Below are 18393 nucleotides of genomic sequence, written 5' to 3'. Positions count from 1 at the left end.
AAGTCGTACGCCCTGCGCCCGAACGACGAGCTCGCGACCGTCGTCATGCGCCCGCGCGGCTGGCACCTGAACGAGCGGCACCTCCAGGTCGACGGTCAGCAGGTCCCCGGCGCCTTCGTGGACTTCGGCCTGTACTTCTTCCACAACGCCCAGCGCCTGCTCGACCTCGGCAAGGGCCCGTACTTCTACCTCCCGAAGACGGAGTCGCACCTGGAGGCCCGGCTCTGGAACGACGTGTTCGTCTTCGCGCAGGACTACGTCGGCATCCCGCAGGGCACCGTCCGCGCGACCGTCCTGATCGAGACGATCACGGCGGCGTACGAGATGGAGGAGATCCTCTACGAACTCCGCGACCACGCCTCGGGGTTGAACGCCGGACGCTGGGACTACCTGTTCTCCATCGTGAAGAACTTCCGTGACGGCGGCGCCAAGTTCGTCCTGCCGGACCGCAACGCGGTGACGATGACGGCCCCGTTCATGCGCGCGTACACGGAGTTGCTGGTCCGCACCTGCCACAAGCGCGGCGCACACGCCATCGGCGGCATGGCGGCGTTCATCCCGTCCCGCCGGGACGCCGAGGTCAACAAGGTGGCCTTCGAGAAGGTCCGCGCCGACAAGGACCGCGAGGCCGGCGACGGCTTCGACGGCTCCTGGGTCGCCCACCCCGACCTGGTCCCGATCGCCATGGAGTCCTTCGACAAGGTGCTGGGCGACAAGCCCAACCAGAAGGACCGCCTGCGCGAGGACGTCCACGTCGAGGCGGCCGACCTGATCGCCATCGACTCCCTGGACGCCAAGCCGACGTACCCGGGCCTGGTCAACGCCGTCCAGGTCGGCATCCGCTACATCGAGGCATGGCTGCGCGGTCTCGGCGCGGTCGCCATCTTCAACCTCATGGAGGACGCGGCCACCGCCGAGATCTCCCGCTCCCAGATCTGGCAGTGGATCAACGCCGGCGTCGAGTTCGAGAACGGCGAGAAGGCCACCCCGGAGCTGGCCCGCAAGGTCGCCGCCGAGGAACTGGCCACCATCCGCGCCGAGATCGGCGAGGACGCCTTCGCGGCCGGCCACTGGCAGCAGGCCCACGACCTGCTCCTGGAGGTCTCCCTCGACGAGGACTACGCGGACTTCCTGACGCTGCCCGCGTACGAGCAGCTGAAGGGCTGAACCCCGCTGGACCCTCGCTGAACCCTCAGGAAGCAGGCTTGTCCGAGTGGCCCAGGGACTTCCCCGGGGCCACTCGGTCGCGTACGGCCTGCTTGACCGCCGTGGGCTCGGGGAAGCCCTGCTCGCGGCGGTCCCAGACGGTCTCGTCGTTCACGCGGACGACGAAGACGCCGCCCTTGCCGGGCTTCAGCGCCAGTTCCGTCAGTTCCGCCTCGAACGTCGTGAGCAGTTCCTGAGCCAGCCATGCCGCACGCGGCAGCCAGCGGCACTGGGTGCAGTACTCGATCTCGACCCGGCCACTCATCCGAGGTGCACCGTCCCATCCTGTTGGACCGCGGGCCTGCCGTGCAGGTCGGGGACCTGCTTGAGCCACGCGGGGCGTCCTTGCCGGTTCCGCGCCGACCGCCGGGTCTCCTCGGCGGCGAGCTCCTCCCGGCTGGGGAAGTCGGTGGGCAGCCACTGCCGTGAGGCGCGCACGCGCGCGTGGAGGTACGTCACATACGCCTCACGGGCCTCGGCCGGCGAGGCGAGGTCGGTCAGCCAGGCGTCCGGCACCTCCGCCACGATCTCCCGCAGCAGTTCCTCGGTCACCCTGGGCGCCAGCTCGGCGTCGGCCGCCCGCACGTCCGGCGCGTAGTGGCCGAGGGCGTGGTGGCGGAAGTCGTACGCCTTCGCGGGGTCGGAGCCGTCCCAGCGGTGGTGGAAGACGAGGGCGGCGCCGTGGTCGATCAGCCACAGGCGGGGCGGGACGGTCCCGAGCGTCGGCCAGATCATCAGGTTCGAGCTGTGCACCGTACGGTCGACGTTCGCGGTCAGCGCGTCCAGCCAGACGATCCGGCCAGCCTCCAGCGGGTCCACGGGGAAGGTCTTCGCGACCTCCGGGGTGAAGTCCCGCGCGCCCGGCAGGTAGTCCATGCCGAGGTTGACTCCGGCGCTCGCGCCGAGGAGGTCCCGGACCTCCTGGTGGGGCTCGCTGTCGGCGATCGCCGGGTCGAAGTGGACCAGGACCAGCTCGGGGAACCGCAGGCCCAGAGCGCGCGCCAGCTCACCGACGATCACCTCGGCGACCAGCGCCTTGCGGCCCTGCGCGGAGCCGGTGAACTTGACGACGTAGGTGCCCAGGTCGTCGGCCTCTACGACGCCTGGGACGGAGCCGCCTGAGCGCAGGGGTGCGATGTAGCGGGTAGCGAAGACCTCTCTTAGCATTTTCCCAGGCCACCCGCCCCTTCAGTCTTGAAATCCATGTGTGGTCTCGGAGGCACGTGACAGCCGGAATCGCCCAGCATCAGCCCTGCGGAGAATCTGGGGAGTTTCGACTGGCACGCAGATCTCCCTGTCTCCCCAGCAGCCCATCGATGGCCGTCCGTCCCTTGCTTCCGGCCTCCGGCATGAAGTGAGCATAGTAACCGAGGGTGACCACTGGTGAGGAGTGCCCGAGCCACCGTGCCAAGGTCACTACGGACTCCTGCCATTCCTTCGCTCCCTTGGCGCGCGGCGGGATGATGCCCGCCTTGGCCAACGCGGGTACTGATGACTATCGATCCGGGGCGCGGCGGGCCCAGCGGGCCGTCAGAAGAAAAGAGCACGACGGTGAGACGGAAACTCTCAGACAAGCGGTGAGACAGCCACAGAACCAGCAGGCCAAGGAGCCGCGACCCGCCGCGAGCGGCGAGATCCTACAAGTGCAGCCAGTCGCCCTGTCATCCGATCGAGACTCTTGACACCGAATCTGGTCGACGCCCTCGCGCCGCCCCGGCCGTCCGGTACCGCCGTTGGCCGGTACAGCCGCGATCGGGGCGGTTGTGCATCTGCCAGGCGCCGTCATCGAGGAGGTCCGGGGCCTGTCCTCGATGACGGCATCATGGCCGACGCCGCTTACCGTCTGCTGCCGACCTCCCGGCCCGGCTTCACTTCAGGTGCCGGGTGAAGAACTGGTCCGCGGCGTCCCCCGCGAACTGCGGGACGCCGGTGTGCCCGCCCATGTTGGCGTGCAGCGTCTTCTCCGTGGAGCCGAAGGCGTCGAACAGGTCCAGGGCCGCCTGCCTGTCGTTCCCTTCGTCGTCCCACTGCAGCAGGACGTGCAGCGGAATGGTGACCTGGCGGGCCTCCTCGAACATGGCGCGAGGCACGAAACTCCCGGCGAAGAAGCCGGCGGCCACGATGCGCGGCTCGACCACCGCCAACCGGATGCCGATGGAGATCACTCCGCCTGAGTACCCGACTGGGCCGCCGATCTCAGGCAGCGAGAGTAGGGCGTCCAGGGCGGCCTGCCATTCCGGGACCGACTTTTCGACGAGCGGGAGGATGAGGGCGTCGATGATCTCGTCGCTGGCCGGCTCGCCGGCTTCCATAGCCCGGCGCAGGTCGGCGCGTGCCTGCTCGGCGGCGGCCCAACGGGGCCGGTCACCGCTCCCGGGGAGTTCGATGGTGGCCGTGGCAAAGCCCTCCGCCGCGGCGTGCTTGGCCCGGGCCACCAGTCGGGGATACATCTTCCGCAGCCCGAGGGGAGGGTGGCCGAGCAGGATCAGCGGGACCGGTGCGGACGCGGACGCGGGTGACCACAGGATGCCGGGTATCTCGCCGAGGCTGAATTCGCGCTCGAGGACGCCGCCTTCGAGGCGCTGTTCAGAAGTGAAGTGCATGGTCGTGCCTTTCGGGAGGGCTCAGAAACGGCGCTCCCGGACGACCTATCGCCCGACCGTGACCCCGGAGGGGAGCACCCACGTCGATACTGCGTTCACGGGTACCACCTCCTCGTTCTCTCGCACGGCGTCCGGAAAAGTAGCAGTGGTCGCCGTGGTCCGCCAACGGGTTTTTGCGGAGGCTCCGCGGCCGGATGCCACGGAGCCACCCACCCAATGGCCAAGGCCGTGTAGTCAAGCGCTTCGGGCCAATGTGGTCACACGGTGGGCCGGGCGCGCCCCGGGCTCCTGTTCACCACGTACCTCCGCCACCATCCTTTGACCTCGGTATCGCTTCGGCACGGCGATACGCCGTGCCGCTGCTGTTCGCCCGAACGAGCGTCTGCCCCCGTCGGTGCAGTGCTCATGCCTGAGCGGGGCGGTCGGCGGGTGGGGCGGTGATCGGGGTGAGGCGGAAGACGCGGATGTCCCGGCCGGCGCGGGCGGCGTAGGTGTCGTAGGCGTCGTAGAAGGGGACGGCCAGCAGGATGCGGTTGCGCTGCTGTTCCTTTTCATGGCCGGTAAGTCGGCGGGCGCTGACCTGCCAGGAACGTCCTTGTGCGGTGACCGTGGCGTGGGGGTGGTGCAGGAGGTTGGTGCTCCAGGCCGGGTGGTGGGATCGGCCGAAGTTGCTGCCGACCACCAGCCAGGTTCCGTCCGCGGCCCGATGCGCGGCCAGGGGGGTGGCGCGTGGGGTTCCGCTGCGGTGACCGGTCGTGCCGAGCACGATCGTGTCCAGGACGAGTCGGGTCGGCAGCAGTCGTCCCCGGGTCAGGCGGTGGATGAACAGGTCGCAGCGCGGCAGCACATGAGGGGCGACACGGAGCACGGCACGGCTGGTGGCGAGGCGGACGAGAAGAGGGTGGGTCACAGGGCGTCCTCCGCTTTCGGGAGCGGTACGCGCCGGTACGGCTCGCTCTGGGCGGGGCGTTGGTCGGGTTGGCCGGCGACGGGCCAGGCGGCGCAGGCTCGTTCGGCCATCGCGGTCACGGTGAGTGCGGGATTGACGCCGAGGTTGCCGGGTACGGCGGAGGCGTCGGTGATGTGCAGGGTCGGGTAGCCGTGGATGCGGTGGTAGAGGTCGGCGACGCTGGTGGCGGGGTCGCTGCCGATCGGGCAGCCGCCCAGCAGATGGGCGGTGACCGGAAGGCCCAAGGTGGTGTTCCACAGCAGAGCGGTCCGACCGTCGATGTGCTGGGCGTAGTGGTGCGCCACCGCCTCGGCGGTGGCCAGTCGTACGGGTTCGGGCTGTGGGCTTCCCGGGTGGAGGGTCAGCCGTCCGCGTCGGTAGCGGCTGGTCAGGTGGGAGTCGCCCTGCTCCATGGCGAAGAGTACGGCGCTGCGACGGCCGAAGTCCCGCCAGGACGGGCGGGTCGTTAGCGCGAGGAGTGCGGCCGGATGGGAGCCCGGTCCGAGTCGGCACAGCTGGACCAGGAGGCCCGGGTGCGCTCGCAGCGCGGAGCTGATCGCGACGCCGGGCCCGATGTCGAAGCCTTCCGCGGACACGGTGGCGAACACTTCACGGTTGGTGCGTGTGCGCGTACCCAGCGCGGGTGACAGTTTGGGCAGGTATGGCCGGGAGCGGTGCAGGAGCTCCGCGGTGCCCCAGGCCCCGGCCGCGAGAACGACCTGATGCGCTGACAGTACGGCGTGGCGTCGATTGATACCGGTGCCGTGGCGCGTGTGGACGCGCCAGGTGCCGTCCGGCTGCGGTACCAGTGTCCGCGCCTCGGTCAGGGGCAGGATGTCGGCTCCGGCCCGTTCGGCTAGGTACAGGTAGTTGTGGTCCAGGGAGTTCTTCGCGCCGACGCGGCAGCCGAGGGTGCACCGGCCGCACTCCGAGCAGCCGGCGCGGGCCGGGCCCCGGCCGTCGAAGAAGGGGTCCGGCACTGCCCGGCCGGGGGGACCGAAGTGGATGCCGACCCGGGTGGCATGCACGCCGCCGAGTGCCCCGAGAGCGTCGGCCGCCCGACGCAGGGCGTCGTCCCCTGCCGCCTGCCGGGGGACGGGGGTGGTGCCCAGTATCCGTTCCGCCGACGCGTAATAGGGGGCGAGTTCGCCTTCCCAGTCCAGGGACGGATCCCAGCAGAGGTCACGGAATACCGTCCCGTCGGGCCGGTAGTGCACCCCCGCGTAGACGAGGGACCCGCCGCCGACGCCGATGCCCGTCAGCGTGGCCAGCCGACGCCGTACCCGCAGGCGGGCGATGCCGCGCCAGCCGAGCCAGGGCGCCCACAGCAGGCGGTGCGCCTGCCACGGGGAGGTGGCGAAGTCCTCCGGCCGCCATCGCCGCCCGGCCTCGACGACCGTGACGCGGTAGCCCTTCTCCGCGAGCCGCAGCGCCGCGACGCTCCCGCCGAACCCGGAGCCCACGACGAGCACTTCGTGCAAAACCGCCACCCCACCCCGCCTTCCGCTACGGCCGGTACATTACCGATCACAGCATGTGTACATGATCCGATTCAGAGAGGGCCCGTGGCTGCCGCCGTGCCTCCCACCGCCGTCCCGACCGCTCCTGGAGCCCTGCCCCTGCTCGGGCACGGCCTGAAGCTCCTGTGCGACCCGCTCGGCTTCATGACGTCACTCAACGAATTGGGCCCCTTGGTGCGGATGCGGGGCCCTGCCTTCACCCCCGACGTCTATCTGGTCAACTCACCAGAACTCCTGCACCAGGTCCTGGTGACCGACGCCCGCAGCTACTCCCAGGCACGGATCACCGCGGGAATCGGCTCTCAGTTCGGCATCAGCCTGGTGATGGACATGCGCTTCGACGGGTTGACACTCTTCGCATCGCACCTGCGGCACCGTCGTGCCGTACAACCGGCTTTCCACCCCCGCCGGATCGCCGCCTGGACACCGGCGGTCCGGCAGGCCGTGCAAGAGACCATCGCCGGCTGGGCCCCCGGCACAACCATCCGCGTGGACAAGGAAATGGCCCGCCTCGCCTACAGCGTCAACGCCCGCGCCGTATGCGGCGACACACCTGCCCTCGACCAGGTGACGGCCGAACTTGCGGCTCTGAGCTCCCAGACCACCCCTGGCATGTACTGGCGTCTCGCCCTCCCAGGGCTCGCCCACATCAAGCACGTTCCGGGCACTGGACGGTTCCTGCGGGCACTGTCCGGCTTGCGCGCCGCCGTCGCGGCCTCCCTCGCCCACCACCGCAGCCAGGGCGCGGCCGGCGACGATGTCCTCTCCCAACTCCTGCTGGCCCGCTACCCCGACACGGACGAGCCGCTCGACGACCAGCAGATCATCGCCGACACGCTGTTCCTGCTCTGGGCCGCGACCCACGGCCTGAAGGACGTACTGCCCCACGTCTTCTACGAGTTGGCGCTGAATCCCGCCGTCGCACAGCGGGTGCACGAGGAGATCGGCTCCGTCCTCCAGGGACGGCCCGTGCGGGCCGAGGACCTGCCCGCGCTCGATTACACCCGGCGGGTCGTCAAGGAGACCCTGCGCCTGCACCCCGCTCCCTGGATGCTGGGCCGGCGCGCCCTCGTCCCCGTACGCCTCGGCCAGACCGAACTCCCTGCGGGAACCGAACTCGCCTACTGCACCTACGCGGTGCACCGCAACCCCGCAGTCCACCCGGACCCGCTGTGCTTCGACCCCGACCGCTGGCTGCCCGACCGCGCCAAGAGCCTGGCACGCTGCTCCGACATCGCCTTCGGCGCGGGGGTGCGCAAGTGCATCGGCGACGCCCTGACGATGAACCAGGTCCTCACCGCCGTGGCCACCATCGCTGCCCGCTGGCGGCTGCGCCCCGTACCGGGACACCGCTACCGGCCGCGCGCCCGCATCGTCATCTCCCCCGGCCCGCTGCCCATGACCTGCCATCCCCGCGACTCCCGATCGGGCGAGCGCCTTGACCTCGCTCGCGCCGTGCCACCGACAGGCATGCACGGCCCGGAGGGAGATGCACCGTGAAGTCTTCCTCGCATGTCGGGGCCTGCTGGCGGAGAGCATCGCCCCGCAATGCATCGCCGCAGGCGACTCCGCCAGCGGCGGCCTGGCTCTTTCCCGGCCACTGCGCTGCATGACCGTGGACTGCCCGTCCCGCTCCTGCGTCGCTGGTGTGCCCGGGGCCGGCCTGGAGCCGGATCTGTCACCACCCATCGCCGGGTTCGCCCGGGCTGCCCTCATCGGCCTGCCTGGCTGTCCGCCGTAGCCAGTTGCTGCGCCTCGTCCGCGCAGGCGACATCGATGCCCAGCGCCACGTGGTCCGGACCGAGTTCGCAACCCGTACGACGCAGGTGGCGCTACTCCGATGTCGTTCGAGCACCAGCCGACTGCCGTCCCGGGCGAGACGGCCGGTGACAGCCCGTCCCACCCCGCGCACGGCTCCCGTGACCACGGCGAAGGGAGGCCGTGGCGCCGCCTGCTCGGGCGCGGCCTCGACAACGGACAAATGCCGCTGTTCACAGCACGCTTGCGTACTCGTGCGCACTTCCAACGAGGCCGGTGGGTGAATGCCACCCTGGGTAGCCGTACCCGACGAGGCAACCAGCCGCGGTGTCGTATCAGCCGATCGTGGGCTTGGCGGTACTTCGGTCCGGGACGGTCGTTGGGCTGGTCGTGATCGATAACAACGTCCCCGAGAGAACACGCGGCGGGCGCACGAGCCGCCGGCGGTTCGCTCTGGCGCTGGCTCCCCTACTCGTCGGTGCCTCCGTCCTGCTGACCGGAAGCGCCGCGGGGGTCGTCTCCGTGGCGTTCGCGGGGGAGGTTCCCGTCACGGTCCATGCCGCGCGGGTGTCCGCATCGGGTGTGTCGGCCTCTCCGGCCGCCTCAGGCCGTGGCGGACTATTGCCGGCGCTGGCCACGCGGATGGAACAGGCCACCGTGCAGGACGCCTGCGTCACCTCCACCACCCACCTGCCGGTCGTCGGAGCAGTGACGGCCATCGTGCGCATCGAGCACTCCTCTGCCTCTGGCCTGACGGTGGAGGCGGGCAAGGCCACGGCCGGGTCGGTGAAGCTCTCCGGAGCGAAGTTCAGCACCCCCCGGGTGTCCCTGGACCGGCCCACGGGCCTGTTCACCGTCGGCGCGCAGAAGGTCAGCGCCACCGCGGTGACCACGCAGCCACATGCCTTCACCGCCGGGACGATCACGTCCCGCGGTGTTGCCATCGAGCTGCGCCGGGGAGAGGGCGGCTGCGAGCCGGGAACTACCCGATGACTACGGCGGTTCGACGCGGGTGGCGTCGGGGCCGCCCGTTCGCGGCGGGGCTGCTGTTGGGCCTCGGCGGACTGGAGCTGATCTGCGTCTCCTGGGCGGGGCTGGGCTTTCTAAGGTTCACCGGCACCGCGGGCGCCGCCTCGTGGGCCCTCGGCGCACTCTTCGTCGTCGCCGGTGTGACGACGTGGCACAACCCCGCCCTGCGCTACTTCTCCGGCGTCCTGGCCGCCGTGATGTCCCTGGTCAGCCTGGTCGCCGCCAACCTCGGCGGCCTGCTCCTGGGCTTCCTGCTCACCGCCGTCGGCAGCGCCCTCGCACTGGCCTGGATCCCCCAGCAAGCACCTTCGACCCCACAAGAGGAGGCGTGAGGTGAGCTCCATCGCCCTGCCCACCACCGGTGTCTACCAGCGCAGCGGCATCCACGACGCTGCCCTGCGCCGCGGCTACGAGGCGTGCCGCCGCGCCACCCGCGCGACGGGCGAGATCGAGTACGCCGTCTCGCTGCTGCTGCCGCCCCCGCTGCGGACCGCCACCTGGGCCCTGTACGGCGCCGTCCGGGCCGTAGACGACCTGGCCGACGCAGTCGGATCGGCCGGCGAGGCGGATCCGGGACGGGCCGGACGGCTGGAGGCGTGGATCTCGGCGTTCGACTCGGACCTGCGCGAAGGCCGCGGCAGCGACCCGGTACGGCAGGCGCTGATCCACACCATGCTGACCTGGAATGTGCCGCCAGGATTCCTGCACACACTGTTCGAGGAACTCCGCCAGGACGTCCACGGACGGCAGTTCGCCACCTGGCAGGAGTGGCGGCACTACAACAGCCTGATCAACACCCCGCTCGTCCTGCGCGCAGGCTCCCTGCTGCTGCGCGCCGCGGGCCTGTCCACCGAGCCGGAAGCAATCGCCGCAAGCGTGCCCGACGCGGCCATGGCCTGCCAGACCGCCGTCGAGGCGATCTACCTCACCGACGCCCTCGTCGACCTCTCCGACGACCTCGACCGCGGCCACGTCCCGCTGCCGCAGGAAGCCCTGGACGAGGCCGGCGTGCGCCGGACGGACCTGCTGGCCCGGCGCGCCACCCCGGCGTTCGAGGACCTGGTGCGCCGCCGCCTCCGCCGGGCCCGAGCTCCTGGCGGAGCCGGCTGTACCGCTGGGACATGAAGGCGTCGCCGTACGCGTTCATCGCCCCCTTCTTCATCGTCTTCGGGGCGTTCTCGCTCGTCCCGCTGCTCTACACGGCCTGGTACTCCCTGCACAACGTGCAGCTGGCCGACCTGGACGGCCAGACCTGGACCGGCCTGGACAACTACCAGAACCTGCTGTCCTCGGACTTCTTCTGGAACGCGCTGTGGAACACCTTCACGATCGGCGTGATCTCCACGGTGCCGCAGCTGCTGATGGCGATCGGCCTGGCGCACCTGCTCAACTACAAGCTGCGCGGCTCGACCATGTGGCGGGTCGTCATGCTCACTCCGTACGCCACGTCGGTGGCGGCGGCGACGCTGGTGTTCGTCCTGCTGTACTCCTGGGACGGCGGCATGATCAACTGGCTGCTGGACTTCGTCGGGATCGATCCGGTCAACTGGCGTGAGTCCGACTGGGGTTCGCAGTTCGCCGTCTCGTCGATCGTGATCTGGCGCTGGACGGGTTACAACGCGCTGATCTACCTGGCGGCGATGCAGGCGATCCCGGCCGACCTCTACGAGTCCGCGGCGATCGACGGCGCCAACCGCTGGCAGCAGTTCCTCCATGTGACGATCCCGCAGTTGCGGCCGACCATCCTGTTCACGGTGGTCGTCTCGACGATCGGCGCGACCCAACTCTTCGGTGAGCCCCTGCTGTTCGGCGGGGTGAGCGGTTCGAAGGGCGGCTCCGGGCACCAGTACCAGACGCTCGGTCTGTACATGTACGACCAGGGCTGGATCATCGGCAACCTCGGCAAGGCGTCCGCGATCGCCTGGTCGATGTTCCTGATCCTGCTGATCGTCGCCGTGATCCAGCTGCTGATCTCCCGACGGCTGAGGAAGTCCCAATGAGTACAAGTGAACTGACGCTCCCTCAGGCAGGGAAGCAGAAGCCTGGGTCCAGGCGGGAGCGACCCCGGGTGATGGGCGCCGGCAAGCAGCTGCACGCCGGCCCGCTCACCTACGTCGTGCTGAGCGTCTTCGCGCTGGTGTCGCTGGCCCCGCTGGTGTGGACGGCGATCGCGGCCTCGCGCACCGACCGGCGGCTCGCGGAGACCCCGCCGCCGCTGTGGTTCGGCGGGAACCTGTTCAAGAACATGGAACGGGCGTGGGAGGAGGCCGGGCTCGGCGCCGCGATGCTCAACAGCACGATCGTCGCGGGCACCATCACCATCAGCACGGTGCTGTTCGCCACGCTCGCCGGCTTCGCCTTCGCCAAGCTTCGGTTCCGGTTCTCCGGTGTCCTGCTGCTGCTGACGATCGGCACGATGATGATCCCGCCGCAGTTGGCCGTCGTACCCCTGTATCTCTGGATGGCGGACCTCGGCTGGTCGAACCAGCTCCAGACGGTCATCCTGCCGACGCTGTGCACGGCCTTCGGTACGTTCTTCATGCGGCAGTACCTGGTGCAGGCGCTGCCCAGTGAGCTGATCGAAGCGGCGCGGGTGGACGGCGCGAGCAGTCTGCGGGTGGTCTGGCACGTGGTCTTCCCGGCCGCCCGGCCCGCGATGGCCGTCCTGGGCCTGCTGACGTTCGTGTTCGCCTGGAACGACTTCCTGTGGCCGATCATCGCCCTGAACCAGGAGAACCCGACCGTGCAGGTCGCCCTGAACTCCCTGGGCACCGGCTATGTCCCCGACCAAGCGGTGATCATGGCGGGCGCCCTGCTCGGCACGCTGCCGCTGCTGATCGCCTTCCTGCTGTTCGGCAAGCAGATCGTGGGCGGCATCATGCAGGGCGCGATCAAGGGCTGACGCCCAGCCGTCCCGTTCCGTCGTACGACTTCCAGGGGCCGGGTCACCGCCGCCTCGGCCCCCAGCACCCCCTTCCCCCCTTCCCCCCTTCCCCCGTCCCCCTCTTCTCCTCTTCTCCTCTTCTCCTCTCCTCCCGCCTTCTCTTCTCTCCTCACCCGTCGGTCTCCACGACCCCCAATGGGAGCGCTTCCATGCCTGAGCCCATGACCTCCGTGTCCTTTCCCCCCGCCTTCCTCTGGGGCGCCGCGACGTCGGCGTACCAGATCGAGGGGGCGGTGCGGGAGGGCGGTCGCACGCCGTCCATCTGGGACACCTTCAGCCATACGCCGGGCCGGACGGCCGGCGGCGAGCACGGTGACATCGCTGTCGACCACTACCACCGCTACCGCGACGACGTGGCGCTGATGGCCGAGCTCGGCCTGGGCGCGTACCGCTTCTCCGTCTCCTGGCCGCGTGTGCAGCCGACGGGCCGGGGTCCGGCGGTGCAGGTGGGCCTGGACTTCTACCGCCGCCTGGTGGACGAGTTGCTGGCGCACGGCATCAAGCCCGCCGTCACCCTGTACCACTGGGACCTGCCGCAGGAGCTGGAGGACGCGGGCGGCTGGCCGGAGCGGGACACGGCGTACCGGTTCGCCGAGTACGCGCAGATCGTCGGCGAGGCGCTGGGCGACCGGGTGGAGCAGTGGATCACGCTCAACGAGCCGTGGTGCAGCGCGTTCCTGGGCTACGGCTCGGGTGTGCACGCGCCGGGCCGCACCGAACCGGCGGGCTCGCTGCGGGCGGCCCACCACCTGAACCTGGCGCACGGGCTGGGCACCTCGGCCCTGCGCTCGGTGATGCCGGCCCGCAACTCGGTGGCGCTCAGCCTCAACTCCGCGACGGTACGCCCGCTGTCCCAGGACCCGGCGGACCTGGTGGCGGCACGGAAGATCGACGATCTGGCCAACGGGGTCTTCCACGGCCCGATCCTGCACGGCGCGTACCCGGAGTCGCTGTACGAGGCGACGGAGCCGGTGACGGACTGGGCGTTCGTGCTGGACGGCGACCTGGCGGCGATCAACCAGCCGCTGGACGCCCTGGGGTTGAACTACTACACGCCCGCGCTGGTCTCGGCGGCCGAGACCGGGGTGGCCGGCCCGCGTGCCGACGGCCACGGGGCGAGCGAGCACTCGCCGTGGCCCGGGGCGGACGACGTGCTGTTCCATCAGACGCCGGGTGAGCGCACGGAGATGGGCTGGAGCATCGACCCGACCGGCCTGCACGAGCTGATCATGCGGTACACGCGCGAGGCACCGGGCCTGCCGCTCTACATCACCGAGAACGGCGCGGCCTACGACGACAAGCCGGACCCCGACGGCCGCGTCCACGACCCGGAGCGGATCGCCTACCTGCACGGCCACCTCTCCGAGGTCCGCCGCGCGATCACCGACGGCGCCGATGTCCGGGGCTACTACCTGTGGTCCCTGATGGACAACTTCGAGTGGGCGTACGGCTACGGGAAGCGGTTCGGCGCGGTGTACGTCGACTACTCGACGCTCGAGCGGACGCCGAAGTCGAGCGCGTACTGGTACGCGAAGGCGGCTCGGACGGGGACGTTGCCGGCGGTGGAGCAGGAGCTCTAGCGGACGGCAGTCGGCCGGGGGGCGGGGCGCGGTACGCCGGGGGGCGTGCCGCGCCCCGGCGTTCCTCGCAGGGCGGTCGCGAAAGCGCCGTCCTCGGCGATGTCCTTGCGCCGGGCGGAGGCAAGGAACCACAGTCCGCTGGACGCTCCCGCGCCCCCGTGCCGGTAGGCGATGGACTGCAGGGCGACCCCGGCCGCCTCCGCGCTTCCCGCGCCGGCCGCGCACGTGTCGAGGATGAGAAGAAGGTGGCGGAGGTCTCCTCGGCACAGGATCCGCACCAAGTCCTCGGTGGCCAGGGCCGTGGTGGCCGGATCATCCTCGTGGGAGTCCCAGCACAGGAGGTAGTGCCGGTCGCGGTCCTGCACGAGCCCGTGCCCCGCGAAGTACACGACCACCACGTCATCGCCGGTGGGTGCTCATCGCGTGCCTGCCTCACTGTTCACGAGGGTGGGGTGCGGCAGCACGCTAGCGATCCGGAATCGGGCAAAAGACCTGATCCAGACGGGCGTCGGCGATCTCAGGGCGCGCTCAAGGAAGGGATCGGGGGCGGTTAAAGGTGGAGACCAGTCTGCCGGGACGGCGTCTTCGGACCGCACTCCGATGCCCCCTGCGCACGGGCGCCCGCCCGTCCAGCTGGATCCAGATCCGCACCTCTGTCCCGCCGAGCACCGACGACCCGATCCGCACGTCCCCGCCCGTCGACTCCGCGAGCCGCCGCACGATGTCCAGTCCGAGGCCGGTCGACCCGTCACTGCCCGAGCCCCGGCCGCGCGCCATCGCCGCCTCGGGGTCGGATATGCCGGGCCCCGCGTCCGAGACGAGCACGATCACCGCGTCCTCGCCGTTGTGCACGTCGACCGCGAACGCCGTGCCGTCGGGGGTGTGCCGGAAGACGTTGCCGAGCAGGGCGTCCAGCGCGGCCGCCAGATCCGCCCGGGCCACGGGTATGCGCACCGGCCGGTCCACGCCGGCCACCCGCACCTTGCGGCCCTCGTCCTCTGCCAGCGCCGACCAGAACGCCATCCGCTCGCGCACCACCTCGGCCGCGTCGCACCCGGCGCCCGGACCGGCCGCCACGGTCTGCGGCTTGGCCTCCCGGGCGGTACGGATGATGGTGTCGACCTCGCGCTCCAGCTGGGCGACGGCGGCCCTGGTCTGCTCGGCGGCCGGACCGTCCCCGAGGGAGGCCGTGTTCAGCCGCAGCACGGTCAGCGGCGTACGCAGACGGTGGGACAGGTCGGCCGCCAACTCGCGTTCGTTCGCAAGGAGTTGGACGACCTGGTCGGCCATCGAGTTGAACGCGACCGCCGCCAGCCGCAGTTCGTTCGGCCCCTCCTCGGGCACCCGAGCGCCCAGCTTCCCCTCCCCCAGCTCATGCGCACCCTCGACCAGACGCTGAGCGGGCCGCACCATCCGTACGCCCAGCCGGTCGGCGACCGCCACCGAGCCGACGATCAGCGCGACCCCGACCCCAGCGAGCACCGCCCAGGCCGTGGCGAGTCCGTCGGTGACCTCGGAGTCGGGGACGTACACCTCCACGACCGCGATCTCACCGGAGCTCAGCGCGACCGGCTGGAGCAGCGTGGATCCGCCGGGCACCTCGGTGGTCGAGGCGCGGCCCAGCCGTCGTACCGTCGCGATGTCGTCGGCGGCGGCGCGCTGCCGGCCGAGGTCGACGGCGGCCGTGTCATCGGAGGCCGGTATGTGCACGGCCATGCCCGCGTCCGACCCGGCCGAGGCGACGACCCGCTCCAACTGGTCCCGGTCGGTGGTGATGGACAGCGCCGGGGCGACGGCCGCGGCCTCCCGCTCGGCGTTGGTGAACGCGCGGTCGCGGGCCATCTCCCGGACGACGAGTCCGAGCGGGACGGCGAAGGCGACCACGACCATGGTGGTCACCGCCAGGCAGACCTTGACCAGTGCCCACCTCATCGCGGCGGCTCCGTCCCGGGTGGCTCCAGCTTCACGCCGACGCCGCGCAGGGTGTGCAGATAGCGCGGGTTGGCGGCCGTCTCGCCCAGTTTCCGGCGCAGCCAGGACAGATGGACGTCGATGGTCTGATCGTCGCCGTACGACTGCTGCCACACCTCGGCGAGCAGTTCCTTGCGCGGTACGACGACACCTGGCCGGCCGGCCAGGAAGGCGAGCAGGTCGAACTCGCGGCGGGTGAGGTCCAGGCGTACGCCGTCCAGTTCGGCCTGGCGGCGCAGGGGGTCGACGGTCAGGCCGCCGACGCGGAGCACGCTCGACAGGGTCGCCTCCCCGTTGCCGGACCGGGCCCGGCGCAGGACGGCGGCCATCCGGGCCGACAGGTGCTCGACCGAGAACGGCTTGGTCAGATAGTCGTCCGCCCCGGCGTTCAGCAGCCGGACGATCTCCGCCTCGTCGTCGCGTGCCGTGGCGATGATCACCGGCACGTCGGTGATGCCGCGCAGCATCTTCAGGGCCTCGGAGCCGTCCAGATCGGGCAGACCGAGGTCCAGGATCACCACGTCGAAGCGGAAATGGGCGACCTCGCGCAGCGCCTCCAGTGCCGTACCGACACTGCGCACCGTGTGGGCGGCGTCGGTCAGGTGCCGGATGAGCGCCGAGCGTACGAACTGGTCGTCCTCGACCACGAGCACACTTGCCATGCGCCGCACCGTACGCCATGCGGGCGAGCCCGGTCCGGGCCTGTGGACAACTCATCTGTTGTGGACAACCGCGCCCCTGTGGGCGGCTCCGGCCCTGTGGACAACCCGCGACACGTCCGGGACACGTGAGGCAGTATGGCCCGCGATGCTCAGAGGATTCGTACACGTTCTCGCTTGGTCGCTCGCCACCGGCGCGGCGGTCACGCTGTCGTGGTGGGGGGTCCACACGGTGATGGCCGGCACGGTGTACGACCGGCCGCGCGCCCTGCCCATCACGGCGGCCGACGCGACCGCGCAGGAGTCCGAGCCGCCTGCGTCGTCCACGAATCGGCCGACCCCGTCGAAGAGGCCGCCGAGCCCTCCGAGTCCCTCGCCGGAGCCGACCGGGACGCCCCGCACGCCGGACCCGGCCAAGACACCGCCGCAGGACCCCGGCCCCTCCCCCACCACCTCGGGCCAGGTCAAGGGCTACGACACCGACGGTGGCCGGGTGGTCTTCGACATCGGCGAGAGCTCCGCGACCCTCGTCTCGGCGACGCCGGGGGCGGGCTGGTCGATGCAGGTGTGGAAGACGCGGACGTGGATCCGGGTGGAGTTCGGCGCGGGGGCGGACCGTGTGTCGGTGTTCTGCACCTGGCACGACGGGCCACCGCGGGTGGACATCGGGAACTACTGAGTCGGCCGAGAGTGCCGGGTCACCTGAAGACGGACGCCGGGGGCGCTGGTGACGCGACCGCCGCCGCGTCCGTGACCGGTACGGCGCCACCCGTGAAGTCGGTGAGGGACCTGCCGTGTTCGACCCGCCCGGGGTGCGGGTCGGAGGCGGCGCGGCGGGTCAGTTCGGCGACCGGGAGCGGCTGGTCGGCGGCGACGAGGACGGCGTTGCCGAAGCGTCTGCCGCGCAGCACGGTCGGATCGGCGACCAGGGCCAGTTCGGCGAACCGGGCGGCCGCGGTGGCGATCTGGCCGCGCAGATGCGCGAGCGGCGGCCCGTCGGCGAGGTTGGCGGCGTACCAGCCACCGGGTCTCAGCGCCCGGCGGACGTCGTCGAGGAACTCGGTGGACGTGAGGTGGGCCGGGGTGCGGGCCCCGCTGAAGACGTCGGCGATGACGAGATCGGCCCAGCCGTCGGGCACCTTGGCGAGCCCTTCGCGCGCGTCGACGGACCGCACCCGGACGCGGGCGTTGCGGTCCAACGGCAGTTCGCGGCGGACCAGTTGGACGAGGGGAGCGTCGCGCTCGACGACCTGCTGGGTGGAGCGGGGGCGGGTGGCGGCGACATAGCGGGCGAGGGTGAGGGCGCCCCCGCCGAGGTGCACGGCCTGTACGGGTCTGCCGGGCGGGGCGACCAGGTCGATGACGTGCCCGAGGCGGCGCTGGTACTCGAAGGAGAGATAGGCCGGGTCGTCGAGATCGACGTGCGACTGCGGGGCGCCGTCGATGAGCAGTGTCCAGGCCCGCGCCCGGTCCCGGTCGGGTATGAGTTCGGCGAGCCCGCCGTCGACGGTCTCGACGACGGAGGCGACGGCCGCACCCGAGCGCCGGGGGTTCCTGGTCTTTCCCACCCGGCCATTATCAGGGAGTACGGGCACTCCGACCTGATCAGGGAGTACGGGCACTCCCCCCTGGCGCCGGGACCGGGCTCATCGCGCCGACGACCCCACGTCACCGGCAGGACCGCACGTCACCGGCAGTTGTCGGCCGCCTCGATCAACCGCGCCGCTTCCCCCAGCGCCGCACGCAGGGCCGTGGGATCCGTCGCCAGGTCCGCCTCTCCGGGCGGCAGCAGCCAGTCCGAGCCCTCGACCGGCGGCTCGGGGTCGAGGTTCAGGCTCAGTCCCCGGCCGTCGGTCTCGGTGCAGGTGCTGCCGGGCAGGTCCCAGGCGGCCGCCGTGCCCGGCGGGACGACGAAGCCCAGCGTGTCGCCGCCGTCGTCGTGCAGAACGGGCCCCACCGCGTCGCCGGCGCCCCGCCGCAGGATGTCGACCGCCTCCAGGCCCTGCCGCGCCGGAACCGTGACCACGTCACAGCCCGCCCCCGGCGGTTCGCTGCACTCTGCGACCGGCGCGAGTCCCGCCGTCGTCGACGGCGTACGAGGAACGATGCTCTGGCTGGTCTCCATCCCGACCTCCACCACGGAACCCCTTTTGCAGTCCGAAGAGTTCAACGCG

General features: G+C 71.0%; 19 protein-coding genes. 9 read left to right on the top strand and 10 right to left on the bottom strand.

Annotated elements, in window-relative coordinates; translation table 11 throughout:
- Positions 1 to 1167: malate synthase A (gene aceB, locus ABZ078_RS36130; protein ID WP_356582479.1), on the top strand; the 1167-nt coding region annotated here is incomplete at its 5' end.
- 25 nt (positions 1168 to 1192) lie between these two features.
- On the opposite strand, the gene ABZ078_RS36125 is transcribed toward aceB, so the two are convergent.
- The 5 genes from ABZ078_RS36125 to ABZ078_RS36105 form a co-directional block, all read right to left on the bottom strand.
- On the bottom strand, positions 1193 to 1471 hold the full coding sequence (locus ABZ078_RS36125) for a SelT/SelW/SelH family protein (RefSeq protein WP_356582477.1): 279 nt from the start codon (positions 1469 to 1471) through the stop codon (positions 1193 to 1195).
- On the bottom strand, positions 1468 to 2373 hold the full coding sequence (locus tag ABZ078_RS36120) for a HipA family kinase (RefSeq protein WP_356582475.1): 906 nt from the start codon (positions 2371 to 2373) through the stop codon (positions 1468 to 1470). Before ABZ078_RS36120 ends, ABZ078_RS36125 begins: the two co-directional genes overlap by 4 nt.
- A gap of 701 nt (positions 2374 to 3074) precedes the next feature.
- Positions 3075 to 3809, bottom strand: a complete 735-nt coding sequence (locus ABZ078_RS36115; RefSeq protein ID WP_356582473.1) for an alpha/beta hydrolase — start codon at positions 3807 to 3809, stop codon at positions 3075 to 3077.
- A gap of 403 nt (positions 3810 to 4212) precedes the next feature.
- The gene (locus ABZ078_RS36110) at positions 4213 to 4719 is read right to left on the bottom strand and encodes a nitroreductase family deazaflavin-dependent oxidoreductase (protein ID WP_356582471.1); all 507 of its coding nucleotides are present in this window, start codon (positions 4717 to 4719) and stop codon (positions 4213 to 4215) included.
- A complete protein-coding gene (locus ABZ078_RS36105; protein WP_356582469.1) occupies positions 4716 to 6248 on the bottom strand; it encodes a GMC family oxidoreductase in 1533 nt (510 codons plus the stop codon). The genes ABZ078_RS36110 and ABZ078_RS36105 overlap by 4 nt, the downstream gene beginning before the upstream one ends.
- Positions 6249 to 6323: 75 nt before the next feature.
- On the opposite strand from ABZ078_RS36105, the gene ABZ078_RS36100 reads away from it, so the two are divergent.
- The 7 genes from ABZ078_RS36100 (at position 6324) to ABZ078_RS36070 (ending at position 13589) form a co-directional block, all read left to right on the top strand.
- Positions 6324 to 7778: a cytochrome P450 gene (locus ABZ078_RS36100; RefSeq protein WP_356582467.1), complete on the top strand. Its 1455-nt coding sequence runs from the start codon at positions 6324 to 6326 to the stop codon at positions 7776 to 7778.
- 648 nt (positions 7779 to 8426) lie between these two features.
- Positions 8427 to 9029 (top strand): DUF6230 family protein, encoded by a 603-nt coding sequence (locus ABZ078_RS36095; RefSeq protein WP_356582465.1) that lies wholly within the window; start codon positions 8427 to 8429, stop codon positions 9027 to 9029.
- Positions 9026 to 9397, top strand: a complete 372-nt coding sequence (locus ABZ078_RS36090; RefSeq protein WP_356582463.1) for a DUF6114 domain-containing protein — start codon at positions 9026 to 9028, stop codon at positions 9395 to 9397. Before ABZ078_RS36095 ends, ABZ078_RS36090 begins: the two co-directional genes overlap by 4 nt.
- A 1-nt stretch (position 9398) precedes the next feature.
- Positions 9399 to 10190 carry a squalene/phytoene synthase family protein gene (locus ABZ078_RS36085; RefSeq protein WP_356582461.1) on the top strand — a complete coding sequence of 264 codons (792 nt, stop codon included), beginning with the start codon at positions 9399 to 9401 and terminating at the stop codon, positions 10188 to 10190.
- A complete protein-coding gene (locus tag ABZ078_RS36080; protein WP_356582483.1) occupies positions 10172 to 11065 on the top strand; it encodes a sugar ABC transporter permease in 894 nt (297 codons plus the stop codon). The genes ABZ078_RS36085 and ABZ078_RS36080 overlap by 19 nt, the downstream gene beginning before the upstream one ends.
- Entirely contained in the window at positions 11062 to 11967 is a 906-nt protein-coding gene (locus tag ABZ078_RS36075; protein ID WP_356582459.1) for a carbohydrate ABC transporter permease, read from the top strand. Before ABZ078_RS36080 ends, ABZ078_RS36075 begins: the two co-directional genes overlap by 4 nt.
- Before the next feature lie 191 nt (positions 11968 to 12158).
- Positions 12159 to 13589, top strand: a complete 1431-nt coding sequence (locus ABZ078_RS36070) for a GH1 family beta-glucosidase (protein WP_356582457.1) — start codon at positions 12159 to 12161, stop codon at positions 13587 to 13589.
- Here the strand turns inward: ABZ078_RS36070 and ABZ078_RS36065 are convergent.
- From ABZ078_RS36065 to ABZ078_RS36055, 3 genes are all read right to left on the bottom strand, one after another.
- Positions 13586 to 13987, bottom strand: a complete 402-nt coding sequence (locus ABZ078_RS36065) for a hypothetical protein (RefSeq protein WP_356582455.1) — start codon at positions 13985 to 13987, stop codon at positions 13586 to 13588. The two genes, ABZ078_RS36070 and ABZ078_RS36065, sit on opposite strands and share 4 nt — an antisense overlap.
- A 130-nt stretch (positions 13988 to 14117) precedes the next feature.
- Positions 14118 to 15521 (bottom strand): HAMP domain-containing sensor histidine kinase, encoded by a 1404-nt coding sequence (locus ABZ078_RS36060; RefSeq protein WP_356582453.1) that lies wholly within the window; start codon positions 15519 to 15521, stop codon positions 14118 to 14120.
- A complete protein-coding gene (locus tag ABZ078_RS36055; protein ID WP_356582451.1) occupies positions 15518 to 16222 on the bottom strand; it encodes a response regulator transcription factor in 705 nt (234 codons plus the stop codon). The genes ABZ078_RS36060 and ABZ078_RS36055 overlap by 4 nt, the downstream gene beginning before the upstream one ends.
- Before the next feature lie 145 nt (positions 16223 to 16367).
- Here ABZ078_RS36055 and ABZ078_RS36050 point away from each other — a divergent pair, with 145 nt between their 5' ends.
- Complete coding sequence (locus ABZ078_RS36050) at positions 16368 to 16898, top strand: hypothetical protein (RefSeq protein WP_356582449.1); 531 nt, start codon at positions 16368 to 16370, stop codon at positions 16896 to 16898.
- Positions 16899 to 16917: 19 nt separating this feature from the next.
- On the opposite strand, the gene ABZ078_RS36045 is transcribed toward ABZ078_RS36050, so the two are convergent.
- Positions 16918 to 17787 carry a fused MFS/spermidine synthase gene (locus ABZ078_RS36045; protein ID WP_356582447.1) on the bottom strand — a complete coding sequence of 290 codons (870 nt, stop codon included), beginning with the start codon at positions 17785 to 17787 and terminating at the stop codon, positions 16918 to 16920.
- 119 nt (positions 17788 to 17906) lie between these two features.
- Positions 17907 to 18344 (bottom strand): hypothetical protein, encoded by a 438-nt coding sequence (locus ABZ078_RS36040; protein ID WP_356582445.1) that lies wholly within the window; start codon positions 18342 to 18344, stop codon positions 17907 to 17909.
- Positions 18345 to 18393 lie beyond the last annotated feature (49 nt).

The sequence above is a fragment of the Streptomyces sp. NPDC006385 genome, from assembly GCF_040612485.1.
GTDB lineage: Bacteria > Actinomycetota > Actinomycetes > Streptomycetales > Streptomycetaceae > Streptomyces.
The sequence above is the reverse complement of the archived record's forward strand: the minus strand, read 5'-3'. Positions and strand labels throughout refer to the sequence as shown.

Coding starts and splice junctions, on each gene's coding strand:
- ABZ078_RS36125 (WP_356582477.1), bottom strand. CDS start 1,471: ATGAGTGGCCGGGTCGAGATCGAGTACTGCACCCAGTGCCGCTGGCTG.
- ABZ078_RS36075 (WP_356582459.1), top strand. CDS start 11,062: ATGAGTACAAGTGAACTGACGCTCCCTCAGGCAGGGAAGCAGAAGCCT.
- ABZ078_RS36090 (WP_356582463.1), top strand. CDS start 9,026: ATGACTACGGCGGTTCGACGCGGGTGGCGTCGGGGCCGCCCGTTCGCG.
- ABZ078_RS36050 (WP_356582449.1), top strand. CDS start 16,368: ATGCTCAGAGGATTCGTACACGTTCTCGCTTGGTCGCTCGCCACCGGC.
- ABZ078_RS36040 (WP_356582445.1), bottom strand. CDS start 18,344: ATGGAGACCAGCCAGAGCATCGTTCCTCGTACGCCGTCGACGACGGCG.
- ABZ078_RS36055 (WP_356582451.1), bottom strand. CDS start 16,222: ATGGCAAGTGTGCTCGTGGTCGAGGACGACCAGTTCGTACGCTCGGCG.
- ABZ078_RS36070 (WP_356582457.1), top strand. CDS start 12,159: ATGCCTGAGCCCATGACCTCCGTGTCCTTTCCCCCCGCCTTCCTCTGG.
- ABZ078_RS36115 (WP_356582473.1), bottom strand. CDS start 3,809: ATGCACTTCACTTCTGAACAGCGCCTCGAAGGCGGCGTCCTCGAGCGC.
- ABZ078_RS36060 (WP_356582453.1), bottom strand. CDS start 15,521: ATGAGGTGGGCACTGGTCAAGGTCTGCCTGGCGGTGACCACCATGGTC.
- ABZ078_RS36120 (WP_356582475.1), bottom strand. CDS start 2,373: ATGCTAAGAGAGGTCTTCGCTACCCGCTACATCGCACCCCTGCGCTCA.